General features: G+C 41.1%; 17 protein-coding genes and 4 pseudogenes. 14 read left to right on the forward strand and 7 right to left on the reverse strand.

Annotated features, from left to right (window positions below; genetic code table 11):
- The first annotated feature begins 24 nt into the window (after positions 1–24).
- The 4 genes and pseudogenes from AOT13_RS10010 to AOT13_RS21015 all read left to right on the forward strand — a co-directional run bounded on the left by AOT13_RS10010 (position 25) and on the right by AOT13_RS21015 (position 2502).
- Positions 25–873: an Rpn family recombination-promoting nuclease/putative transposase gene (locus AOT13_RS10010; protein ID WP_042383160.1), complete on the forward strand. Its 849-nt coding sequence runs from the start codon at positions 25–27 to the stop codon at positions 871–873.
- Positions 874–1154: 281 nt separating this feature from the next.
- Positions 1155–1672: pseudogene (locus AOT13_RS21305) on the forward strand (hypothetical protein).
- 39 nt (positions 1673–1711) lie between these two features.
- Positions 1712–2275 (forward strand): nuclease-related domain-containing protein, encoded by a 564-nt coding sequence (locus AOT13_RS10020; RefSeq protein WP_232511502.1) that lies wholly within the window; start codon positions 1712–1714, stop codon positions 2273–2275.
- A gap of 65 nt (positions 2276–2340) precedes the next feature.
- Entirely contained in the window at positions 2341–2502 is a 162-nt protein-coding gene (locus AOT13_RS21015) for a topoisomerase DNA-binding C4 zinc finger domain-containing protein (protein ID WP_237169056.1), read from the forward strand.
- 76 nt (positions 2503–2578) lie between these two features.
- Here AOT13_RS21015 and AOT13_RS10025 read toward each other — a convergent pair whose 3' ends face one another.
- Positions 2579–3577: an IS630 family transposase gene (locus AOT13_RS10025; RefSeq protein ID WP_003251425.1), complete on the reverse strand. Its 999-nt coding sequence runs from the start codon at positions 3575–3577 to the stop codon at positions 2579–2581.
- A gap of 247 nt (positions 3578–3824) precedes the next feature.
- Here AOT13_RS10025 and AOT13_RS10030 point away from each other — a divergent pair, with 247 nt between their 5' ends.
- Positions 3825–4262 (forward strand): HIT family protein, encoded by a 438-nt coding sequence (locus tag AOT13_RS10030; RefSeq protein ID WP_013401174.1) that lies wholly within the window; start codon positions 3825–3827, stop codon positions 4260–4262.
- Between the two features lie 174 nt (positions 4263–4436).
- On the opposite strand, the gene AOT13_RS10035 is transcribed toward AOT13_RS10030, so the two are convergent.
- From AOT13_RS10035 to AOT13_RS10045, 3 genes are read right to left on the reverse strand one after another with little or no spacing between them, the layout of a single operon-like run.
- Positions 4437–4853 (reverse strand): immunity 70 family protein, encoded by a 417-nt coding sequence (locus AOT13_RS10035; RefSeq protein WP_003251423.1) that lies wholly within the window; start codon positions 4851–4853, stop codon positions 4437–4439.
- Between the two features lie 9 nt (positions 4854–4862).
- Complete coding sequence (locus AOT13_RS10040; RefSeq protein ID WP_013877165.1) at positions 4863–6044, reverse strand: pre-toxin TG domain-containing protein; 1182 nt, start codon at positions 6042–6044, stop codon at positions 4863–4865.
- On the reverse strand, positions 6044–6355 hold the full coding sequence (locus AOT13_RS10045; protein ID WP_003251420.1) for a hypothetical protein: 312 nt from the start codon (positions 6353–6355) through the stop codon (positions 6044–6046). The genes AOT13_RS10040 and AOT13_RS10045 overlap by 1 nt, the downstream gene beginning before the upstream one ends.
- Positions 6356–6906: 551 nt before the next feature.
- Here AOT13_RS10045 and AOT13_RS21405 point away from each other — a divergent pair.
- From AOT13_RS21405 to AOT13_RS10055, 3 genes and pseudogenes are all read left to right on the forward strand, one after another.
- A pseudogene (locus AOT13_RS21405) lies at positions 6907–6988 on the forward strand (Rpn family recombination-promoting nuclease/putative transposase); the annotation flags it as partial.
- A gap of 21 nt (positions 6989–7009) precedes the next feature.
- The gene (locus AOT13_RS10050) at positions 7010–7360 is read left to right on the forward strand and encodes a hypothetical protein (RefSeq protein WP_232511504.1); all 351 of its coding nucleotides are present in this window, start codon (positions 7010–7012) and stop codon (positions 7358–7360) included.
- 245 nt (positions 7361–7605) lie between these two features.
- Positions 7606–7923, forward strand: a pseudogene (locus tag AOT13_RS10055) (DUF3986 family protein).
- 124 nt (positions 7924–8047) lie between these two features.
- On the opposite strand, the gene AOT13_RS10060 reads toward AOT13_RS10055, so the two are convergent.
- The 3 genes and pseudogenes from AOT13_RS10060 to AOT13_RS10070 all read right to left on the reverse strand — a co-directional run bounded on the left by AOT13_RS10060 (position 8048) and on the right by AOT13_RS10070 (position 11313).
- Positions 8048–8602, reverse strand: coding sequence for a hypothetical protein (locus AOT13_RS10060; RefSeq protein ID WP_013877162.1), 555 nt, complete (start codon positions 8600–8602; stop codon positions 8048–8050).
- 685 nt (positions 8603–9287) lie between these two features.
- Positions 9288–9687: pseudogene (locus AOT13_RS10065) on the reverse strand (GABA permease); the annotation flags it as partial.
- Positions 9688–9798: 111 nt separating this feature from the next.
- On the reverse strand, positions 9799–11313 hold the full coding sequence (locus tag AOT13_RS10070) for an NCS1 family nucleobase:cation symporter-1 (protein ID WP_003251413.1): 1515 nt from the start codon (positions 11311–11313) through the stop codon (positions 9799–9801).
- A 448-nt stretch (positions 11314–11761) separates the two neighbouring features.
- On the opposite strand from AOT13_RS10070, the gene AOT13_RS10075 reads away from it, so the two are divergent.
- The 6 genes from AOT13_RS10075 (at position 11762) to AOT13_RS10100 (ending at position 19586) form a co-directional block, all read left to right on the forward strand.
- Positions 11762–12652 carry a nitrilase-related carbon-nitrogen hydrolase gene (locus tag AOT13_RS10075; RefSeq protein WP_003251411.1) on the forward strand — a complete coding sequence of 297 codons (891 nt, stop codon included), beginning with the start codon at positions 11762–11764 and terminating at the stop codon, positions 12650–12652.
- Between the two features lie 67 nt (positions 12653–12719).
- On the forward strand, positions 12720–14075 hold the full coding sequence (locus AOT13_RS10080; RefSeq protein WP_013877161.1) for an NAD(P)-dependent oxidoreductase: 1356 nt from the start codon (positions 12720–12722) through the stop codon (positions 14073–14075).
- Positions 14076–14107: 32 nt separating this feature from the next.
- Positions 14108–15391, forward strand: a complete 1284-nt coding sequence (preA, locus tag AOT13_RS10085) for an NAD-dependent dihydropyrimidine dehydrogenase subunit PreA (protein WP_013877160.1) — start codon at positions 14108–14110, stop codon at positions 15389–15391.
- Between the two features lie 31 nt (positions 15392–15422).
- Entirely contained in the window at positions 15423–16841 is a 1419-nt protein-coding gene (gene hydA, locus AOT13_RS10090; RefSeq protein ID WP_013877159.1) for a dihydropyrimidinase, read from the forward strand.
- Positions 16842–17143: 302 nt separating this feature from the next.
- On the forward strand, positions 17144–17377 hold the full coding sequence (locus AOT13_RS10095; RefSeq protein WP_003251403.1) for a hypothetical protein: 234 nt from the start codon (positions 17144–17146) through the stop codon (positions 17375–17377).
- A gap of 598 nt (positions 17378–17975) precedes the next feature.
- Positions 17976–19586, forward strand: coding sequence for a PucR family transcriptional regulator (locus AOT13_RS10100; RefSeq protein WP_003251400.1), 1611 nt, complete (start codon positions 17976–17978; stop codon positions 19584–19586).
- Positions 19587–19988 lie beyond the last annotated feature (402 nt).

Here is a 19988-nt window from a genome sequence, read left to right on the forward strand (position 1 = left end):
AATTTTCACATGTAAGGTGAATGTATGGCTGTTGACCATGACCGATTGTTCAAAGAGTTGATCCAAGCATTTTTTGAAGAGTTTATTCTTCTCTTTTTCCCCAACATGTACGAGCATATCGACTTTCGCCATTTGTCCTTTTTATCCGAAGAACTGTTCACTGATGTAACGGCAGGGGAGAAGTATCGCGTCGATTTGTTAGTCGAAACGAAATTAAAAGGGGAAGACGGGCTGATCATCGTCCATATCGAAAACCAAAGCTATGTGCAGCCGTCGTTTCCTGAACGGATGTTCATTTACTTCAGCCGTTTGTTTGAAAAATACCGCACGAACATCGTTCCGATTGCCGTTTTCAGCTACGATGCCATCCGCGACGAACCATCCTCGTTTACGCTTCCACTTCCGTTTGGCAACATCCTTCACTTCCGCTTTTTCCCCGTTGAATTGCGCAAACAAAATTGGCGCAACTACATTCGCAGCGACAATCCGATCGCCGCTGCGCTGTTAAGCAAAATGGGTTATACTGAAAGTGAACGAATCGAATTGAAAAAACAGTTTTTACGCATGTTAGTTCGTTTAGAGCTGGATGAAGCAAAGCAGCGATTGTTAATCGGCTTTTTTGAAACATACGTGAGGTTGTCCGATGATGAGGAACAACAATTACGAAACGAGGTGAATCAAATGGAAACGAAAGAAAAAGAGCAAGTGTTGGAATTGTTGATTTCGTATGAACAAAAAGGAAAACGTGAAGGAGCTAAGCAAAAAGAGCGAGAAATGATGCGAAAAATGATTGCAAAAGGAATGAGCATTGCCGATATTGCACATATATTTGACCTAACGGAAGAAGAAGTTCATAAAAGGGTTAACGATTGACCACGACCGCTTATTTAAATAAAGAGCTGGCCACAGCGTTTTTTCATGGGTTCACCGGATACGTATTGGCTCGGCAGCTGTTGTTACCCGCTAAAGGAGAAAGTTGCCCTAAGATGATGGGGCAGCTTTTTTGTTATGGTCGCTCGAATTTTCGGTGCGTATGTTGGTTGGGAATTAGGAATTTATAGACAATTTGACAATGTTCGACAGCGTTTTTCTGCAGTGATTGGTACAATCAAATTGACTGAGATTTTTGTTGTAGGAACGAAGTAGGGGATCACCTGGCAACGATTTGCAAAGCCGACTACTATTACGGGGCGTTGCTTTCTGCATTGGTCAACGGGGGACTCGTGCCGGCATTGTTTGAAAAAGAAAACGACAACCGGCAATATACGAAGTCACGACGAATAAAGCGAGCTACATCATCTATACGAAGTACAATACCACTCCATCAGGCTCCAAGGATTTTACTTGGTCCTTTCCATTTAGCGACAATGAGCTTGACGAAATTGTCAAGATTCATCACGAAAACAACAAGGAAAAAGAATTTATCTTTGCCTTTATTTGCGGGCAAAAGCAATTAAGTGACTACAATCAAGTCATTGCCATCGTCTATTGGGATGAATTTCTCGAATGCGTGGATATCGAAAAAGAACAGATTCGCGGAACAGCGCGGCTGTCAGTGAAAGCGGTCAAAGGCTCCCCATGGCTGCGCCTCTACGGCAGCAAGCGAGCTGATATGTTGGATGGGAAAGATAACACGATCAAAATTGAACGAAATCGCCTAGGTAATCTGTAAAGTGGTATGGGGGATGTGAAAAGGGAGGGGGGAGAGTAGATGAATGCGGGATTTTTCTATACATTGCTTCTTTTATTCTTGCTTGCCTTATTGGCAAGATGGATCAAGTCGAAAGAAGCGAAATGGATTGGATCGTATGGAGAATATAAAGTCCGAAAAACAATCAAAAAGATAGAAGCAACATCATCTGGAAAATACAAAGCTTTCCATAACTTGTATATTCCTAAAGAAGATGGCTCCACATCGCAAATCGATCATATTATTCTTTCCGATCAAGGCCTGTTTGTCATTGAAACGAAAAATTATAGCGGCTGGATTTTCGGAGAGGAAACATCGAAATATTGGACACAAGTCATTTATAAACGAAAAGAAAAATTTCTTAATCCTATTTTACAGAACAAAGGACATATCAAGGCGTTAAGAAACTGGCTTGGGGAGGAGTTTGCGCATATTCCGATTCACTCGGTTGTCGTGTTTCTGCCGCGGACAAAGTTTAAATCACATGCTCATTTTACCCAAGCTTATGTAGTTTATCCGAAACAGTTGAAACAAGTGCTTGGGCAGCATGAAACAAAATCGATAGGGAAACAAAACAACGTTTAGCACAAAAATTAGAAACAGTACTTATCAGAGATAAAAAACAAGAAAAAGAAGTGAAAAAGAGGCACGTGCAAACGATTCGAACGAAGCAAAAGCAGACGGAACAACATATCCAGCAAAACCGCTGTCCGAAATGTGGCGGTGTTCTGATCGTTCGGAAAGGAAAGTATGGGACATTTAAAGGTTGCAGTAATTACCCGAAATGCAAGTTTACGCAGTCGATTGGCTGAACTTGCAACATGGCCGTTTGGGCAACAACTATGGATAAGGGAAGGAGAAGAATGATGCTTTCTATATAGATTCAGATTAATTTTCCGACATAACTATCTGTCCAATGCGTTGGAGCACTTTTTCTGGAAATTGAGTGAGATGCTCCAAGAACGAAACAATCGATTCCCGCAACTCTTTTCGATTGGCATGAAACCGATTGGCAATCACGCTCTCTTTCAGCCAGCCCCAAATCCGTTCGACCAAATTTAAATTCGGTGAATACGGGGGGAAGAATATCAAAGTCAACCGTTCTTCGTGCTCATGTAGAAAAGGCTGAAGAATTTTGGCGCGATGAATTTTTGCGTTATCCAAGACCATCACGACATGTTTATCCGGATACTGGTCCAAGGTGTATTGGAGAAATTGCAGAAAAGCCTGTGCATCGCATTGATTGGTTTCCATACAGTGAAATTCCCCCGTTTCGATATTCACACCACCTAATAAGCTAACGGTTGCGTGATGTCCATACGTAGGGATTTGTTTTTGACGCCCTTTAACATTCCATGTGGCCCGTAGAGTTTGGTAATCCCGAATGTGGCTTTCATCTTTATAGATTATGACCATGTTGTCGGACAAGTTTTTTTTTATGAGTTCCATCTCCTGTTGAAACTCTTTTTGTTTCTGAGGATTGGCCCGTTTGAGGGTATACGTAGGGCGTGTATAGCGAAATCCCCATCGATGAAGCATATCACCAATACCGCCACGGGACATGGTGACAGAAAATTTCTCTTCTAACACATGTTGAATAATCCGGGTATTCCAGCCCGTTTCAATGCCGTATCCTTCATCGGCAGGAGTGCTTTCTTCCAGCATTTTTTTTAATTCCCGTTCTTCTTCTGGAGATAGATACGGCTTTCTGCCCGGGGCGTATCGACGTTCTAATAACGCATCCATGCCACCTTGATTAAACTTTTGCACGTAAATCGAAACGGTCTCACGGTGGAGATTCAAGAGCTCAGCGACTTGGATCCCCAAATAGCCTTGCATAATCAGACGAATGACTGCAATTCGTTTTGCCATGTTCGCCTTTTTCATTTTGCGTTCCTGTTCTTGAAGACGTTCGATCGTCCAACCATGATCGTTTGTAATTTGTCATCCTTTTTTCCTCATTCTTCTTCCGCTCCTTTGATTTACTCATTTAGGAGCAGTATAGACAAGGATGCAGATTGATTAAACATGTCGGAATTTCAAACTGGATTTATATAAATTCAGTGTGTAATTTGTGAATAAAGTTTTCTTTTCCGACTAACTAAACAGATTACGAAGAAAAAGGGGGAAACATATGCCACAAGAAAAGTATTGTTTAGGATGTGAATTAGCAAACAAAAAACTACCAGTTTATGTTGTGTACGAAGATGAGTATGTGACTTGTATCTTAGATCACGCTCCCTTTAATGATGGACATACTTTGATACTACCAAAGAAACATTTTAAAGAAGTGGAAGAACTCAATGTGGATACAGCAAATGCAATTATGAAGGCATCTATACTTGTTTCAAAGGCTATTAAGTTATTGTATAAACCTGATGGTATTACAATTTGTCAAAATGGTGGTATTTTTAATGAATTAACCCATTATCATATGCATATTGTACCAAGATACGAAAATCAGTCTTTTGCAGATTTTTACTTAGAAGATGAGACAGAAAATGATAATAAAGTAAAAAATCTTAGGGACGTAATGTTAAAATTACAAGAGGCAATATACGCTGTTAAATAATAATCTGTATCAGCTAACGATGGCGTTATTTCAAGAAAAGAAGAACTTCCTTAACTCCGAAGTTCCTAAATTTTTGTGCTATATCAACATTAACCTTTAACACAGCCTTAGAATAAAAAACCTTGAAAGGCTTACTGCCAATCAAGGTTATTAAAAATCATAGTTTAAACTTTCTTAAATACTTTCTATTTCAATGTCTGACTTTACTTTTAAAGCCTTATTTAAGGCTTTTTTTAAAATAGTTATTAAATCTTCTCCATCACTTGTAACAAAATAGTTAGATAAGTCTGTAATTTCATCACTTATATTATCTCCCCATGGTGGTGTTTTTGAAAGGTCTTCAATATCCCAAATGACTTGTGATGGACTGTAATTTTTCAAACTTTCTTGAATTTCATCTATTTCTTTAATAGCATCTTTAATATATTTATACTCAAGTTTGCCATTATATAGTTTGTTTAATAAAAGAGGATACTTTGTTCCCCAACCATTTGGCTCTAAATGATAGCTTACTGTTGAAAAAAACGAATGTAAAAAGTCGCCATGACCAATTGGATACCAATAATATTTTACTTTAAAACCTACAGCCATTCTGTCACCTCACTCATCAGTTTTAAATCTAATATTTACTTTACCATTTGTTTTTTTCATTATTTTATCATACAAATCATCTAGTATTTCTTCCGATACATTTTGTCCCCGTATATCGATAATAACAGTTTGTTTAGTGCCTCTTGGCAAATCACTTAATCGCTTTTCAAATTGAGTAGAAATATTGTTTACTAATCTGCTTCTACCTTCTGGGGTAGTAATTTTATAATTTTTTACTTCTATACTAAATCCTTTTTTATAATAATCTGGTCTTGAGCTTCCTTTGGTCCCATAAGGTACTTCTTTTCCGTTTTTAAAAGATTTTTGAGTACTATATTCTGGATATTCTTTTCCTATATCAATTTCTGATTGTCTCCAAGACGGTCTAGCATTACCCGTCCCCTTACCAACCACCTCATCCCCATTCTTGCCAACGATGTTCATCATCGTTCCTTTGGCTTCTCTCTCGGCCTCGCTTATCCCCATGCGGGGTGCCGGACCGCCAACTCCTGCTAAGGCTGGCTGCGGTCCCTGTAGGACAGAGCCAACATTTTCGAGAAGATTCTCCCATTGCTTTTTGAACGAGCGGATCGTTTGGGTAATCGGCGCTTTTACGACTTGGTGATATACCGTTTGAAGGGCAGGCATAACTTTATCATAGCGGAGAACATACTTCGTTTGCGAGATCAATTTAGAAACATCCGCTGCGGTTTCAGCCGCTTTCGCTCCTTTGCTCCCCGCTTTGCCGGCGATTGCTGCTCCTTTGGCTGGAGGAATGACAGACAACAATAACATTCCTCCTGCAAACAGGCGATCCCATCCTGATATCCGTTTTCCAGTGATCGGGTCGTATTCTCCAAACAATCGCTGCAAATCATGCCAGCCAAGAAGCTCCAGACCAAGTTCTTTCATGTTGTCGGCGAGCGTTTGGTCTGCCTGTCTTATTGCCGCGGCTGTCCGATACAGCAGTTCCTCCGCTTCATTCAGCTTTTCTTCATAGCGGCGGAGCCAATAAAGCAGTTCGTCTGTAAGCTCATGGATGGCGGCAGAACTGATTCCCGGAATCTCCATCACTAAAGAAGGAAGTTCCCAAGAAAGTGAGATTCGCGCGCGACAGCAGGCGTCCTCTGCATCGGGGATATGTTTCGCTACCGTTTCCAATTCTTCTGGTTTGACTCGAATCGTCGTCATTATAGCTCCTCTATCTTTCGCCAAATTTGGGCAATTTCCCTGCTTATTTCATGAAGAAGATCATCTGCGGTCGCATAAATTTGTGCTTCGATTTGTCGCAAGTCCCAGTATACTAGTTCATACGCTCCCCTCGACTCTCCCTGCCAATGCGGAACATACTCGTCATTTGCGCGATAAAAGGAATGCGAGCCACGATGAAAGTCGTCCACTGCTTCCTCTACTTGCCCTTGATAGGATGAAAGGTAACGGATCATAGTCGCATAAACACGGCGCTTTGCTTCTTTTTCAATAGATTCCAATAAGGATGGCACCTTCATTTCCTCCCCATCGTACATTACTTAAATGGTAACATAAGTAAAATGAGGATAAATCATGATATATTCCTATTTTCCAAATGACAACAAGGACTTTTTCCTTATTCATCCATTTTTCCGTGCTAGGCATATAGAATGTTTCTTTTGGAAGATAATAGTTTTAGCGAACAAACTTTTTCAGCGTGGAATGAACAATGTGCTGTCACCTGTCGAATAACGAGATTGTTTCTGATGTATATAAGTTATCGTTTATGCATATTCATTCCATGCTGAAGACACGTTTGCCGATGACGATCCATTACGCCGATTTGAGCTCTACTTTCCATAACCACGGACTGATTCATCCACGTTCACAGCATGAACGGGCATTGCCGTTTGTGTGATGTGATATGAAAGGGCTGCTTGCCCGTCACTCTCTAAGGATTGCTGGGATTTGTAGAAGCAGAGAGTCATTGTTTGGCTCTCTGTTTTTGTTTTATCTCATGCAGGAGTTTCGCACATATGTTGTCGAAACAACGCATGTGAATTTTCGCATGTGAGGTGAATGTATGGCTGTTGACCATGACCGCTTGTTTAAAGAGTTGATCCAAGCTTTTTTTTGAAGAGTTTATTCTTCTCTTTTTCCCCGAACGGTTGAATTGAAGCACCACGGTGCCTCAAGATCAAGGACGTTATGATTTTTTGGCACAAGTGGAAAAGTTAGAACGAATTACGATGGGGAGAAGGAATATCTGCGGAATCGTTGTGCTGCTAACGAATGACCATTTGCATTGGACAGAGCCGATGCAATCGAATACAGTGGACTGTGAGTTTCGCATTCATGAAAACCGGATCGTCACCGGGGAGTTAAAATGGCAGGAACATGCATCGACAGGGACGAAGGAAAAGCGTGATGTGCCAATCTTTATTAAAGGGAGATATCAATTGAAATGGCATCATTATTCTACCGTCAACCGGGACGGACACGGCGAGTTCCGATACATATATAATCGAGAGAAATAGTTTTGTTGTTTATTGTCACTTGTTGAAGAAAGCTGTGTCAGGAACAAAAATGCCCCGGGCAAAACTTGATTCACCAGATGTGTCTGCAGTGATGAGAAGGCAATTCAAATGTAGAGAGTATGGTTGGAATAAGAAATAAATTTAAAACACTAATCGCATTTTATGGGCGGATTTATAGTCAACCGGTTGGTGATCAAGGAGTTTAAAGAAGCAGAAACGGAATCAACGGAAAAGGATGGATAACCGTGAAATTGGATCCAAATCAACATCTTCATTTAGGATATTATGAGAACAATGTTGATCTCGAAGCAGTCGCATATAAAATTTCAGGATGAGAATAAGTGGGTGGTTTTTTAGATAATGAACAAGATACTACATTAGTTCAAAAAATATTAAATCAGTATGATTACCATGAAAAATATGGTTATAAGCTTTTTACGGTTGATGCAGATGATTTATCTTATGAAGCTGGAAGCAAGCGGTTGGAAGAATGGTTAAAAACCAATAACATCATCTGTTTGTTTTTTATTTCATTATCGTTTGTCGATCTTTTTATGCCATAATATGTATGATCACACATGTTTGGACTAATGGTAAAATCACAAACGAACGCCCCCATTGTTCAGCGATGGGGGCAAGTTCATCGTGGAGAAAGCGCAGAAAGAAGTTGTGTTACTGCTGGAGAGGTTATTGTTGCTGGGAGAGCTTGCGGATTTTTCGCTCGTGTTGGGCAATTTTGGCTGAGTGGAAATCGACGGTTTCTTGTGTTTCGATAAGTTCAATGCGTAAATTGTCGATTTTTGTTTCTAATCGGTTAAACCGTTCGTTCATTTCATTTTCTAGCCGATCGATGCTGCCTTCCAGCCGGTCGTCCATCTCTTGTATCCGCTTGTCCATTTCCGCAACCTTTCTTTTAAATTCATCATTCATTGCTTCGACTTTTTTGTCTAATGTTTCCACTTTTTTGTCTAATGTTTCCACTTTTTTGTCTAATGTTTCTACTTTTTTGTCTAATGCTTCGACTTTTTTCTCCAATACTTCGACTCTTTTGTCCAATGCTCCGACTTTTTTGTCCAATGCTTCCACTCTTTTATCCAATGCTTCGACTCTTTTGTCCAATGCTTCCACTTTTTTGTCTATTGTGTCGATTTTTCCGTCTAATGCAGCGATTTGTGAGCGAAAGTCAGATGCGTAAAGATCAAGCGCCTTTAAGATTTCTTTTAATACCGTTTCTTGTTCCATCTCTTTCACCTCCTCATAAAAAGTATAACCCGATCATATAGACAAGAAAAGACAAACGGTGAGAAAAAGATGCAGGACGGCAACCTAATGCCCCTGTTTTCCCCTGCAACCAGACAGCAAAAATGAGCTATGATGTTCTTGAAAGCCTGCTGGAAAGGAATTTTTTATCCATTAGACACATCTTCATGATGATAATCTGATTGTTGTTCAATAATGGAGTGTATTTCCCGATGGAAAAATGCGAAAAACATGTGATGCAATTCATATGCATATTGCAAGAGGTATGGCTACAAAACAGTGGCGAAAGAGTTAGGGGCGAGGTGATATGAGCAGGAAGGAGTGTTAAGTCTGGAGGAAAAAGAAGACTGAGAAAGATCCGAAAACAAAGATGAAGCGCCTGAAGGAGGAGGTAGAGATGCTGAAAAGCTTTTAATAAAGATGAATGGGGTAATGGAAGAAAAGAAGTTCGAGGTCACTCAAGACATGGCCGAGTGTTACGGTTCGCTACGGCGAAGAGGTGAAGGTGCCATATGCCAATATTAACTGTCAACATTTCCAAAATAAATGAAACAACCTAAATCCTGTGAATAAAGGATTCAGGCTGCTTCATCCTATATCATCATCGGTCTCCACATGATGGCGCACAAGCCTATTTTCAAAAGCGGATGCTTGACGAGCGATGCAATTAATCTTTAATAAGCGGGGATGTTTGCTGGCCATAGTTAATTTCACCGCGCTTTTTCGCAAATGCGAAGTAAAAGACAATCACGATGGCGGTAATTAAAAGTGTCAGCAGCAATGGTGAAACCATCGACTTGATAAACAGCATAGAGGTTAGTATAACTAATAAAATCAAGATCGTGAAATAAGCCAAGTACGGGAATAGCCACATTTTAATCTTTAATGCTTCAGGGTTGTGGCGTTCCAGTTTTTTACGCATACGCAATTGTGAAACAGCGATGGCCAAATAGACAAGAAGCGCTATGGCGCCGGAGGAATTCACAAGAAATAAAAACACTTTGTCCGGCGAAACATACCGCTATATATGCAAAGAATGTGCTGGCCATAACCGCCTGTGCTGGCACGCTTGGTTATTTGCCGGTTCGTTAAAATTTATGCATGTGCCCAAATAAATACCCCAGACGTTAGCACCGCAACCAAATAAAATTGTGCGTTTAAATGCGCAACAGGGCGGACTATAAGTGCGTTTCTAAACTTTTTACATGATGAGGAGGAGTTTCTACAATGGTAATTTGCTCGTATTCTCCTGCTTTTAAAACACTTTTGTCCTTTCTCATTAAATAGGTGTAGACACCAATGCTAATAAACAACCCGAAAGTCCAAGCATTATCCCAGAGAAAACGAAGAGACGGAATGAGTAAGCCAAGTATAGGAATGGCGACCCCGATTATAAGTGCATAAATTCCGTTTTTATTAAAACCGTTCACATAACTGTAACGGCCATTAGGTTCATATAACTCTTTAAGATCCAATTGTTTCCGGCGGACAAGCCAGTAGTCTGCAATTGCAATACCGTCAATCGGACCAAGTAAAGCCGCGTATGTTCCGAGCCAGCCAAATATATAGTTGCCAAAATTAGACATTATATACCATGGTTGTAATAAAATAGCGAATAATCCAGTAATAATAGCGCCAATTCCAAACGTAATTCGTTTTGGATACAAATTCTCAATGGCGCGGGCCGGCGCTACCACATTGGCACCGACGTTAATGGTTAAGGAAGAAATAACAATGACAATAGTTCCTAAAAGAATCACAAATGGCGGGAATTTGGCAAGGAGCTGCACAGGATCCCAAATCGCTTGTCCAAAAATCACTACAGTCGCTGATGTAACGGCTATTCCTATGAAAGAGAAAACAGTCATGGTTATCGGAAGAGATAAGCTTTGAGCGACGATTTGCGATTTTTGGCTTTGTGCATAGCGGCAAAAATCAGGAATATTCAAGGCGAGTGTCGCCCAAAAACCGATTACTCCCGTTAAAGATGGAAAAAATACTTTTAAAAACTCGCCAGTCGTCTTGAATTGAGAAGGCGTTTCGAAAATCGGGCCCCAGCCTCCGGCGTGAGTGAGTGCCCAGATAAGGAGAATGACTGAAGAGATGCCTACTATAGGTGCAGCTATGGAACTTAGTTTTTTTATGGCTTCAGGGCCTTTATAAGCAATTCCTATATTCAATGCCCAAAATAAAACAAATACGATAGCTGTATGCCCAGGCAAATTTGTCCAAGAAGGAAAAGAGGCTACCAACAATGTATCAATTGCTCCCGTGCCAATCCATGTATTAATCCCGAACCATCCAGCAGCCACAATCGCGCGGGCTAATGTTGGAATGTGCGCTCCTTTGTCGCCAAACCAAAGCCGCGCAAAAACAGGATAAGGAATTCCGAATTTTGTTCCAGCATGTGAATTTAATAAAATCGGGATCAAAACAATAACATTGCCAAGAAAAATGGTTCCTACCGCTTGCCACCAGTTCATTCCTAAAGCAATCATTCCACTAGCCATCGTGTAGGAAGGGATGCATAAACACATGCCAATCCATAAAGTCGCAAAGTTGATTCCCTTCCATGAATGCTCTTTCAGTGTCGTTGGCCGCAAATCATCATTCCACAACGTGCTTTCGCTCACCATTTTCGTTGCTTCGTCTGTCAAAATGACAATACCGTTTTGTTCCATCTGCGTTTTCATTGAGATCCTCCCCTGTCACTTGAATAATGTCATAGCGGAAACAAATTTAAGAATATTTTAACTATTAAAAATAATCTTTTCATTATACGCATTGTTAAATAAGTAGGGAGTTGTGTTTTTCATTATGTAAAATATGTAAATATCATTAACATTGCTATGTTCATAAGGCGATTAATATATGTGTCCAAAAGACAATCGTTTAATCCGAAACATTCCCATTTGCATACTAAATCACATAAGAGCTTCAAATTTACATAATGAAAAACAAATCTTTCCTATTATTTAACATAGTGTATAATGAAAATATTTTTTGAAATAAGTAGAATATTCTTAAAGTTCAGACCTATCAATAGGTTTTTATGAAGGATAAGGGAGGTGTTACCTTTTACATCATTGACAAGCCTTTAAGTAAATGAACGAAAAATATAGAAAAGCGGGGGACAAAGAGATGGCTGATCAAGTAATTATCGGCCTTATTCAAGCGTCGCATGATGTTCACGGGGATGAGCCGGTGGAAGTCCATAAAGAAAAAGCGATGGAAAAACATATAAAACTGGTGCAGGAGGCAAAAGACCGGGGAGCGCAAATCATCTGTCTGCAAGAAATTTTTTATGGTCCTTACTTTTGCGCGGAGCAAAATACAAAATGGTATGATGCGGCGGAAGAAATTCCGGACGGGCCAACGACGAAACGGTTTCAAGAACTGGCGAAGCAATTAGGTGTTGTCATTGTTCTGCCGATTTATGAAAGAGAGGGGATTGCTACTTATTATAATACAGCCGCTGTCATTGACGCAGACGGCACATACTTGGGAAAATACCGAAAACAGCATATCCCGCATGTTGGCGTAGGCAGCGAAGGGTATGGGTTTTGGGAAAAATTTTATTTCAAACCAGGGAATTTAGGATACTCAGTATTTGATACCGCATTTGCTAAAATAGGCGTCTACATTTGTTATGACCGCCACTTCCCAGAAGGGGCAAGAATTTTAGGATTAAAGGGGGCGGAAATTGTGTTTAACCCATCGGCGACGGTAGCCGGTCTTTCCGAATACTTATGGAGGCTGGAACAACCAGCCCATGCCGTGGCAAACGGATATTATGTCGCTGCCATCAACCGGGTCGGATATGAAGCGCCATGGAACATGGGAGAATTTTATGGGCAGTCTTATTTAGTGGATCCAAGAGGCAACTTTGTTGCGACGGGAAGCCGTGACAAAGATGAGGTCGTCATCGGTGTGATGGACAAAAAGTTGATTCGCGAAGTCCGCGATACTTGGCAGTTTTATCGAGACCGACGCCCGGAAACTTACAATGAAATGACCGCGTTGCTGCCGTAAAACTGAAAAGGGATTAGAGTTTTGCTCTATTCCCTTTTTTCAAAGAGAAAGAAGGAGGGTGTTTGCGATGACTCAATTACTCTCAGATTTAGCGAAGAATTTCCAGGAAGTAGATCCGGGTTTAACCGACCGAGAAGCGATAGAAGAAGCGAACCGATGTTTATATTGTTATGATGCTCCCTGTATTAAAGCCTGTCCTACAGGAATTGATATTCCAGCTTTTATCAAAAAAATTGCGTCCGGGAATTTAAAAGGATCAGCCAAAACCATTATGTCGTCCAATCCTGTCGGCGCTAGCTGTGCAAGGGTATGCCCGACAGAGGAATTATGTGAAGGTGCTTGTGTTCTGAACCATTCCACAAAATCGATCATGATTGGAAAACTGCAGCGGTATGCGACAGACTGGGCGATTCGGAATAAAGAAGTATTGTTTCAAGCTGGACAGAAAAACGGAAAAACAGTGGCGGTTGTCGGCGGTGGCCCTGCCGGATTATCTGCCGCTAGAGAATTGGCGCGAATGGGATATACAATCACCATTTTTGAAGCGGAAAAAGAAGCAGGGGGACTTAATACGTATGGCATCGTTTCCTTCCGTCTTCCACAAAAAATATCGTTTTGGGAAGTGAATCAAGTTAAAAGTTTAGGGGTGCAAATTCGCACCAATACGCGGGTTGGCAAAGACATTTCCGCCAAAGAGCTTTTAGATCATTACGACGCCGTCGTGTTAGCTGCCGGCATGGGAAGAGTTCCGCGGCTAGGCATTGAAGGAGAGGACTTAGACGGAGTGTACGATGCCATTGAATTTATAAAAGAAACGAAAACAAAGCCATTGACTGGCAAGCTCGTCGGGAAAAGAGTGGTTGTCATTGGTGCCGGAAACACTGCGATTGACGGCGCAACTTGTTCGGTGCGTTTAGGAGCGGAAAATGTTAAGATTTTATATCGCCGTACAAAGGAGGAAATGACAGCGTACGATTTTGAATACGAGTTTGCCAAGCAAGATGGCGTCGAGTTTCGCTGGCTAACAGCACCGAAGCGAATTATTGGTGATGAAAACGGAAAAGTGACCCATATCGAATGCATCCGCATGAAGTTAGGAGAACCAGATGCAGACGGCCGCCGTCGTCCTGTTCCGATTGCAGGATCCGAATTTACGATGCGGGTTGACGTGGTGATAAAAGCAATCGGCCAGACGCGGCACCTTGATCTCATTCAGGAATTTGGATTAGAGCATGATGATGGTGTCGTGAAAGTGAATCCAGAAAATTATCAAACATCCAATCCAAAAGTGTTTGCCTGTGGTGATGTCATTTTTGCGAAAGGACAAGGCGAAGCGATGGTGGTCACCGCTGCGCAGCAAGGAAAAGAAGCAGCATATGCGGTGCATCAGTATTTCACAAAAGCAGTGAGTGAAACGGCTTGATCTCGTCATTTTTTACAGAGGAGGGCAAGAAAATGGCAGATTTAAGTATTAATTTGGCGGGGATAAAGTCTCCTAATCCATTTTGGCTCGCTTCTGCGCCTCCAACCAACTCTGGTTACCAAGTGCAGCGGGCGTTTGAGGCCGGTTGGGGCGGAGCGGTTTGGAAAACGCTTGGTGAACCGATTTTAAACGTATCATCCCGGTTTGCGGCTGTGAGCTTTAATGGACAACGTGTGATGGGCTTTAACAATATCGAGCTGATTACGGACCGTCCTCTTGAAGTGAATTTGAAAGAAATCTATGAAACGAAAAAGCGCTTTCCGGACCGGGCTGTCGTGGCATCCCTTATGGTCGAGCCAAAAAGGGAAAAATGGCATGAAATTGTGAAAAGAGTGGAAGATGTGGGCGTTGACGGGCTTGAGCTGAATTTTGGCTGCCCGCACGGGATGGCGGAACGGGGAATGGGGTCCGCTTCTGGGCAAGTGCCTGAACTTGTGGAAAAGCAAACATATTGGGTGAAAGAGGTGGCGCGGACGCCTGTCATCGTTAAGCTGACCCCAAATATTACAGATATCACGGCGACAGCTGAAGCTGCTGTTCAGGGCGGTGCTGATGCCATCAGCATGATCAACACCATCAATAGCTTAATGGGGGTTGACTTGGATACGTGGAATACGATTCCGCATGTTGCGGGAAAAGGAGCACATGGAGGCTATTGCGGTCCGGCGGTGAAGCCAATCGCTTTGAACATGGTTGCCGAATGCGCCCGCCATCCGCGGATTCATGTGCCGATTTCCGGCATCGGCGGCATATCCAGCTGGAAGGACGCAGTGGAATTTATGCTTATGGGGGCAACCGGAGTGCAAGTATGTACGGCTGTCATGCATCATGGCTTCCGGATTATTGAAGATATGATAGAAGGACTGAACCATTACTTGGATGAAAAAGGAATTGCTTCGGTTATGGATATTGTTGGGAAGTCAGTTCATAAATATTCCAATTGGGGGGACCTCGACCTTCATTATAAAGTGGTTGCCCGCATTAACAAAGATGTTTGCATTAATTGCAATAAATGTTATATCTCCTGTGAAGATGCTTCTCATCAATGCATTGATCGTTTAACGGATGAAAATGGAAAAGAGTATTTAAAAGTGCGCGAAGAAGATTGCGTAGGGTGTAATTTATGTTCGATCGTCTGTCCGGTGGATGGTGCGATTGACATGGTCGAAATGCCAAGCGAACATCTGCCGATGACATGGAATGAACGCCAAGCGGCCATTAGCGGGCTGAGCAGCTGTAGCGTTGATGTGAAATAAAACGAAATTTCCAGCGGAGGAGGATGTTGAAATGACAAAAATAATAAAAAATGGAACGATTGTTACCGCAACCGATACGTATGAAGCGGACTTGCTCATTAAAGACGGAAAAATTGCCATGATAGGCCAACATTTAGAAGAAAAAGGCGCTGAAGTGATTGATGCCAAAGGCTGTTACGTATTTCCAGGCGGTATTGATCCGCACACGCATTTAGATATGCCGTTTGGCGGCACGGTGACAAAGGATGATTTCGAATCTGGAACGATTGCGGCGGCATTTGGCGGAACAACGACCATCATCGACTTTTGTTTAACGAATAAAGGGGAGCCATTAAAAAAAGCGATTGAAACTTGGCACAACAAAGCGAAGGGAAAAGCGGTTATTGATTATGGCTTCCATTTAATGATTAGCGAAATTACGGATGACGTATTAGAAGAGCTGCCAAAAGTCATTGCCGAAGAAGGGATAACATCCTTTAAAGTGTTTATGGCGTATAAAAACGTATTTCAGGCAGATGATGGAACGTTATACCGCACGCTAGTGGCTGCCAAAGAACTTGGCGCGCTTGTCATGGTTCATGCGGAAAATGGGGATGTGATTGATTACTTAACGAAAAAAGCGCTTGCGGAAGGGAATACGGAGCCGATTTACCATGCTTTAACGCGGCCTCCAGAAGTAGAAGGAGAAGCGACCGGGCGCGCCTGTCAATTGACAGAGCTTGCCGGTTCACAACTTTACGTTGTTCACGTGACATGTGCGCAAGCGGTGGAAAAAATTGCACAAGCGCGCAATAAAGGGTTGGATGTGTGGGGAGAAACGTGTCCGCAATATCTTGTTCTCGACCAATCGTATTTAGAAAAGCCTGATTTTGAAGGCGCGAAATATGTTTGGTCCCCTCCGCTTCGTGAAAAATGGCATCAAGAAGTATTGTGGAATGCGCTGAAGAACGGCCAGCTGCAAACGCTTGGATCGGACCAATGTTCATTTGACTTTCAAGGCCAAAAAGAACTTGGCAGAGGAGATTTTACTAAAATTCCAAACGGCGGGCCGATGATCGAGGATCGGGTCAGCATTCTTTTCAGTGAAGGGGTTAAAAAAGGAAGAATCACGTTAAATCAATTTGTTGATATTATGTCGACAAGAATTGCCAAATTGTTCGGGTTATTCCCGAAAAAAGGAACGATCGCGGTAGGTTCAGACGCAGACTTAGTCATTTTTGACCCGGATATCGAACGGGTGATTTCGGCGGAAACACACCATATGGCCGTCGACTATAATGCATTTGAAGGAATGAAAGTAACGGGTGAACCGGTATCGGTTCTGTGCAGAGGCGAATTTGTCGTCCGTGATAAACAATTTGTCGGAAAACCAGGGTACGGCCAATATTTAAAACGGGCAAAATACGGAACCTCGAAGATTTCCAAGCAGAACGAGAAATTAACCATTTAAAAGAATAACAACCTACTCTTGCCCCTTAAAATGCCAATAAAATGCAACACTTAGCTTTATTCCCGTTCTAAGCGATAGCAGATCTTTCAAAATCGCTATCGCTAAGAATCATTTAAAATGCGGGCGGGGGAATCTGCGGGAAGAGATTATCAAAACGATTGTCCAGCCATGGAAAATATAAACAAGCTGTCATTCAGCTTCGGATGATAAGAATTTTTAGATAGGGCGAATTGGAACGGCTATTGTTACAGCAAGTGTGGAACCATGCATATTCAAACAATAAATAAAAAGGAGGGGATAAGATGTCTTATCAAGAGTTTTTGGCAGAGAAAGAGAAAATTGACTACTTGATTCAACAAGGATACTTTATCAAAAATGTCCGGGAAAATTTAAGCGGGGCTTTTGTCGAATTCGAATTAAAACGATCAGACTCTTCGGGGAAAAAGGACAGTACACAAGTATTGCATATTCAAAATGCGGATGCCCGTAAGTATTTTTCATCTCTATTAATCCGGCAAATGAAGCAAGTTCTGTAGTTTTCCTGATAAATAAAAGCAATTTTCCCATTCGCATCAATTCTTGAAAGCGGAGAAAGAAATTGCTGAAAATTTTACCATAAACGCCGAAAAGACCTTCACCTTGGAGCGAGGCACAGGTGATGGGGATGTGTCGGCGTTTTTTTACACTTTTGGCCCACTCTTGCTTAGACACTGTCTATAGAGGGAGAGTCTCTATAACGAGCAAGTGCTTGTCGGTAAAAAACACGGGGGCCGACCCGCTTCTTACGATTTTAGTATCAGTTTGGAGCTAGGTTTAAAAAAATACGTAAGGTATTCTTACATGTTTTATTACATATTTTTTGTTTTCAAGTATAATCATATCTAAAAGAGGTGAATGGGTATAAATACAGATCATGCTTTTTCACCAACAGCAGCGCTGTCAAACAAAAAAATGTTGGCGGTGATGCTGTGCTTCACGTTTTCAACTAGGTATGATGGCATTCTGAAGTACGTTTAACTGCTTTTAAAGAAAAACTTCATGATTTAAACGGGCATAATAAAATATTATAATTAAAGAAATAAGTAATTTAACAATGGATATTATGTTGCATAAAAGGGGGGGGAAGAAAAGTGTATGAAGACTTCCAAATTAACGGTTTCCGATGTTTTAAAAAGGAAACATTTTGAACATATTCACATTGCAGCTGGGCATCAGGGGTTAAATCGCACGGTAAAATGGGTACACGTCGTGGAAGTGGCCAAAATCAGTAATCTATTGAAAGGAAAAGAACTGATTTTATCCACTGGGGTAGGATGGAAAGAAAATAAATCGTTGTTTATGTCTTTTGTGCAGCAACTTATTGAATGCGACGCATCTGGACTATGCATTGAAATAGGCACGTATGCTTCTTCCATTCCGCAAGAGGTGATTGACTTAGCGAATGAATGCCAATTTCCTATCATTCTCTTTCTCAAAGAAGTCCCATTCGTCGAAATCACTCAAGATATCCACGCTTATTTAATTAATCAGCATTATCAAATCATCTCCAATCTTGAGTCCTATTCACAAGAATTAAACAAGAAATTGTTGTCGATTGGTCATTATGATGAGATTTTAAAATTTCTCCACCATTATTTGGGCCATCAAGTCATTTTTAAGATAAATGGAAAAGAAGTGGAGTTGGTACCGAAGTACGTAAAACGCTCTGATGAAGAACAGCAATCGTTTGATTCTGCACTTTATCCACAGCAAAAGATAGCCTCTCAATCCATTCGAATCCTCGGTAATGAATATGCGGAACTATCCATTGTTTCCATCGATAAAGAAATTAATGAGTTTGATCTTCTTATTTTGGATCGGACGGCTACTGCTCTTGCCCAGCATTTGTTGCGGGATTTATACGTAGAAGAAAAAAAGCGGGCGCAAGAACATGAATGGTTAAAGAGCTGGTTAGAAGGAGAGCATACGAGTGAAGCTATTTTTGACTATTTAGCCGATCATGAAACAGAATTAAGATTTAAAGGCGGATTTGTAAGCATTTTCAGATTCAAATCATCGAAACAATACTTGAACTTAGACATTACTTATTTCAAATTATTGTGCCGGACGATTTTTGAACAACAAGGATTCTCCACATTTCCTGTCGATTTCCGTAATAGCGTTATATTTATTATGGTTAATAAGCGGGATTTAAAAACATGGAAATATCGTATGAAAATGGGGATTAAGTATTTGCTGAAATCGGATTTTGTTAATAAAAAAAGAGTGCCAAAATTCCTTATAGGGGTCGGAAAATTTGTCGAAAACCTCTCCCATATGGACAAAAGTTATCGCACTGCTTTGGAAACGATTAAGATTCAAAACCAGCTGGGAGAAAAGGCAAACAGCTACTTTTATGAGGATTTACATATATATCGGATTATTTCGCTTATTCATAAATGTAGCGATTTGCATGAGGTGGTGATGGAATATTTAGAACCTGTCATTCAGTATGATAAAAAATATAATGGAAAGCTGATGGAAACATTAAAAGTGTATTTGGAATGCAACGGTTCGAAAAAAGAAACGGCCAGAAAGTTATTTGTTGTTAGACAAACGCTTTATCATCGTATCCAAAAATTAGAAAAGTTGTTGGGGGATGATTTTATGCATCCGGAAAAGCGGCTGGCGATTGAATTTATGATCAAAGCATACGAATATTTCATGCCGAACAACGAAACTCAATATGTGCAGAATGATCAGTAAAACAAATGCAGCATGTAGAGAGTTTGAAAAAACTGTCACTTCAACCTCAGAAAGAGGTTTGTGACTTTCGCCAAGATGATGGCATGTGGAGTGCAGAAAAAAGGTATAGAATACGGGATGTGAGAATGGTATGGGATTATGATTTGCAATGAAATGTTAAGGATCTAAAAAATCTGTTCACCAAGATACAAAAGTATAGCGAAATTAGCTTTTCTACAATGCTGAACTTGATATGTAGTTCAAAAAACAGTTTTATTCTCATATGAGTATGCCGTTATCATCGAGGGAGTATGTCTTCAACACCATGGGTGGCGGGAATTTTTTGATGGCGCTGCTTATTTGGATTGTCCTAGGGAAACATGCTTTAATCATAAAGGTAACACATGGTGAAATTTAAAAGCA

The sequence above is a fragment of the Parageobacillus thermoglucosidasius genome, from assembly GCF_001295365.1.
Taxonomy (GTDB): domain Bacteria; phylum Bacillota; class Bacilli; order Bacillales; family Anoxybacillaceae; genus Parageobacillus; species Parageobacillus thermoglucosidasius.

Excerpts from the sequence above, each read along its gene's own strand:
- AOT13_RS10010 (WP_042383160.1), top strand. The coding sequence starts at position 25 with ATGGCTGTTGACCATGACCGATTGTTCAAAGAGTTGATCCAAGCATTT.
- AOT13_RS10020 (WP_232511502.1), top strand. The coding sequence starts at position 1,712 with ATGAATGCGGGATTTTTCTATACATTGCTTCTTTTATTCTTGCTTGCC.
- AOT13_RS10025 (WP_003251425.1), bottom strand. The coding sequence starts at position 3,577 with ATGAAAAAGGCGAACATGGCAAAACGAATTGCAGTCATTCGTCTGATT.
- AOT13_RS10030 (WP_013401174.1), top strand. The coding sequence starts at position 3,825 with ATGCCACAAGAAAAGTATTGTTTAGGATGTGAATTAGCAAACAAAAAA.
- AOT13_RS10035 (WP_003251423.1), bottom strand. The coding sequence starts at position 4,853 with ATGGCTGTAGGTTTTAAAGTAAAATATTATTGGTATCCAATTGGTCAT.
- AOT13_RS10040 (WP_013877165.1), bottom strand. The coding sequence starts at position 6,044 with ATGACGACGATTCGAGTCAAACCAGAAGAATTGGAAACGGTAGCGAAA.
- AOT13_RS10060 (WP_013877162.1), bottom strand. The coding sequence starts at position 8,602 with ATGGAACAAGAAACGGTATTAAAAGAAATCTTAAAGGCGCTTGATCTT.
- AOT13_RS10070 (WP_003251413.1), bottom strand. The coding sequence starts at position 11,313 with ATGAAAACGCAGATGGAACAAAACGGTATTGTCATTTTGACAGACGAA.
- AOT13_RS10075 (WP_003251411.1), top strand. The coding sequence starts at position 11,762 with ATGGCTGATCAAGTAATTATCGGCCTTATTCAAGCGTCGCATGATGTT.
- AOT13_RS10080 (WP_013877161.1), top strand. The coding sequence starts at position 12,720 with ATGACTCAATTACTCTCAGATTTAGCGAAGAATTTCCAGGAAGTAGAT.
- preA (WP_013877160.1), top strand. The coding sequence starts at position 14,108 with ATGGCAGATTTAAGTATTAATTTGGCGGGGATAAAGTCTCCTAATCCA.
- hydA (WP_013877159.1), top strand. The coding sequence starts at position 15,423 with ATGACAAAAATAATAAAAAATGGAACGATTGTTACCGCAACCGATACG.
- AOT13_RS10095 (WP_003251403.1), top strand. The coding sequence starts at position 17,144 with ATGTCTTATCAAGAGTTTTTGGCAGAGAAAGAGAAAATTGACTACTTG.
- AOT13_RS10100 (WP_003251400.1), top strand. The coding sequence starts at position 17,976 with ATGAAGACTTCCAAATTAACGGTTTCCGATGTTTTAAAAAGGAAACAT.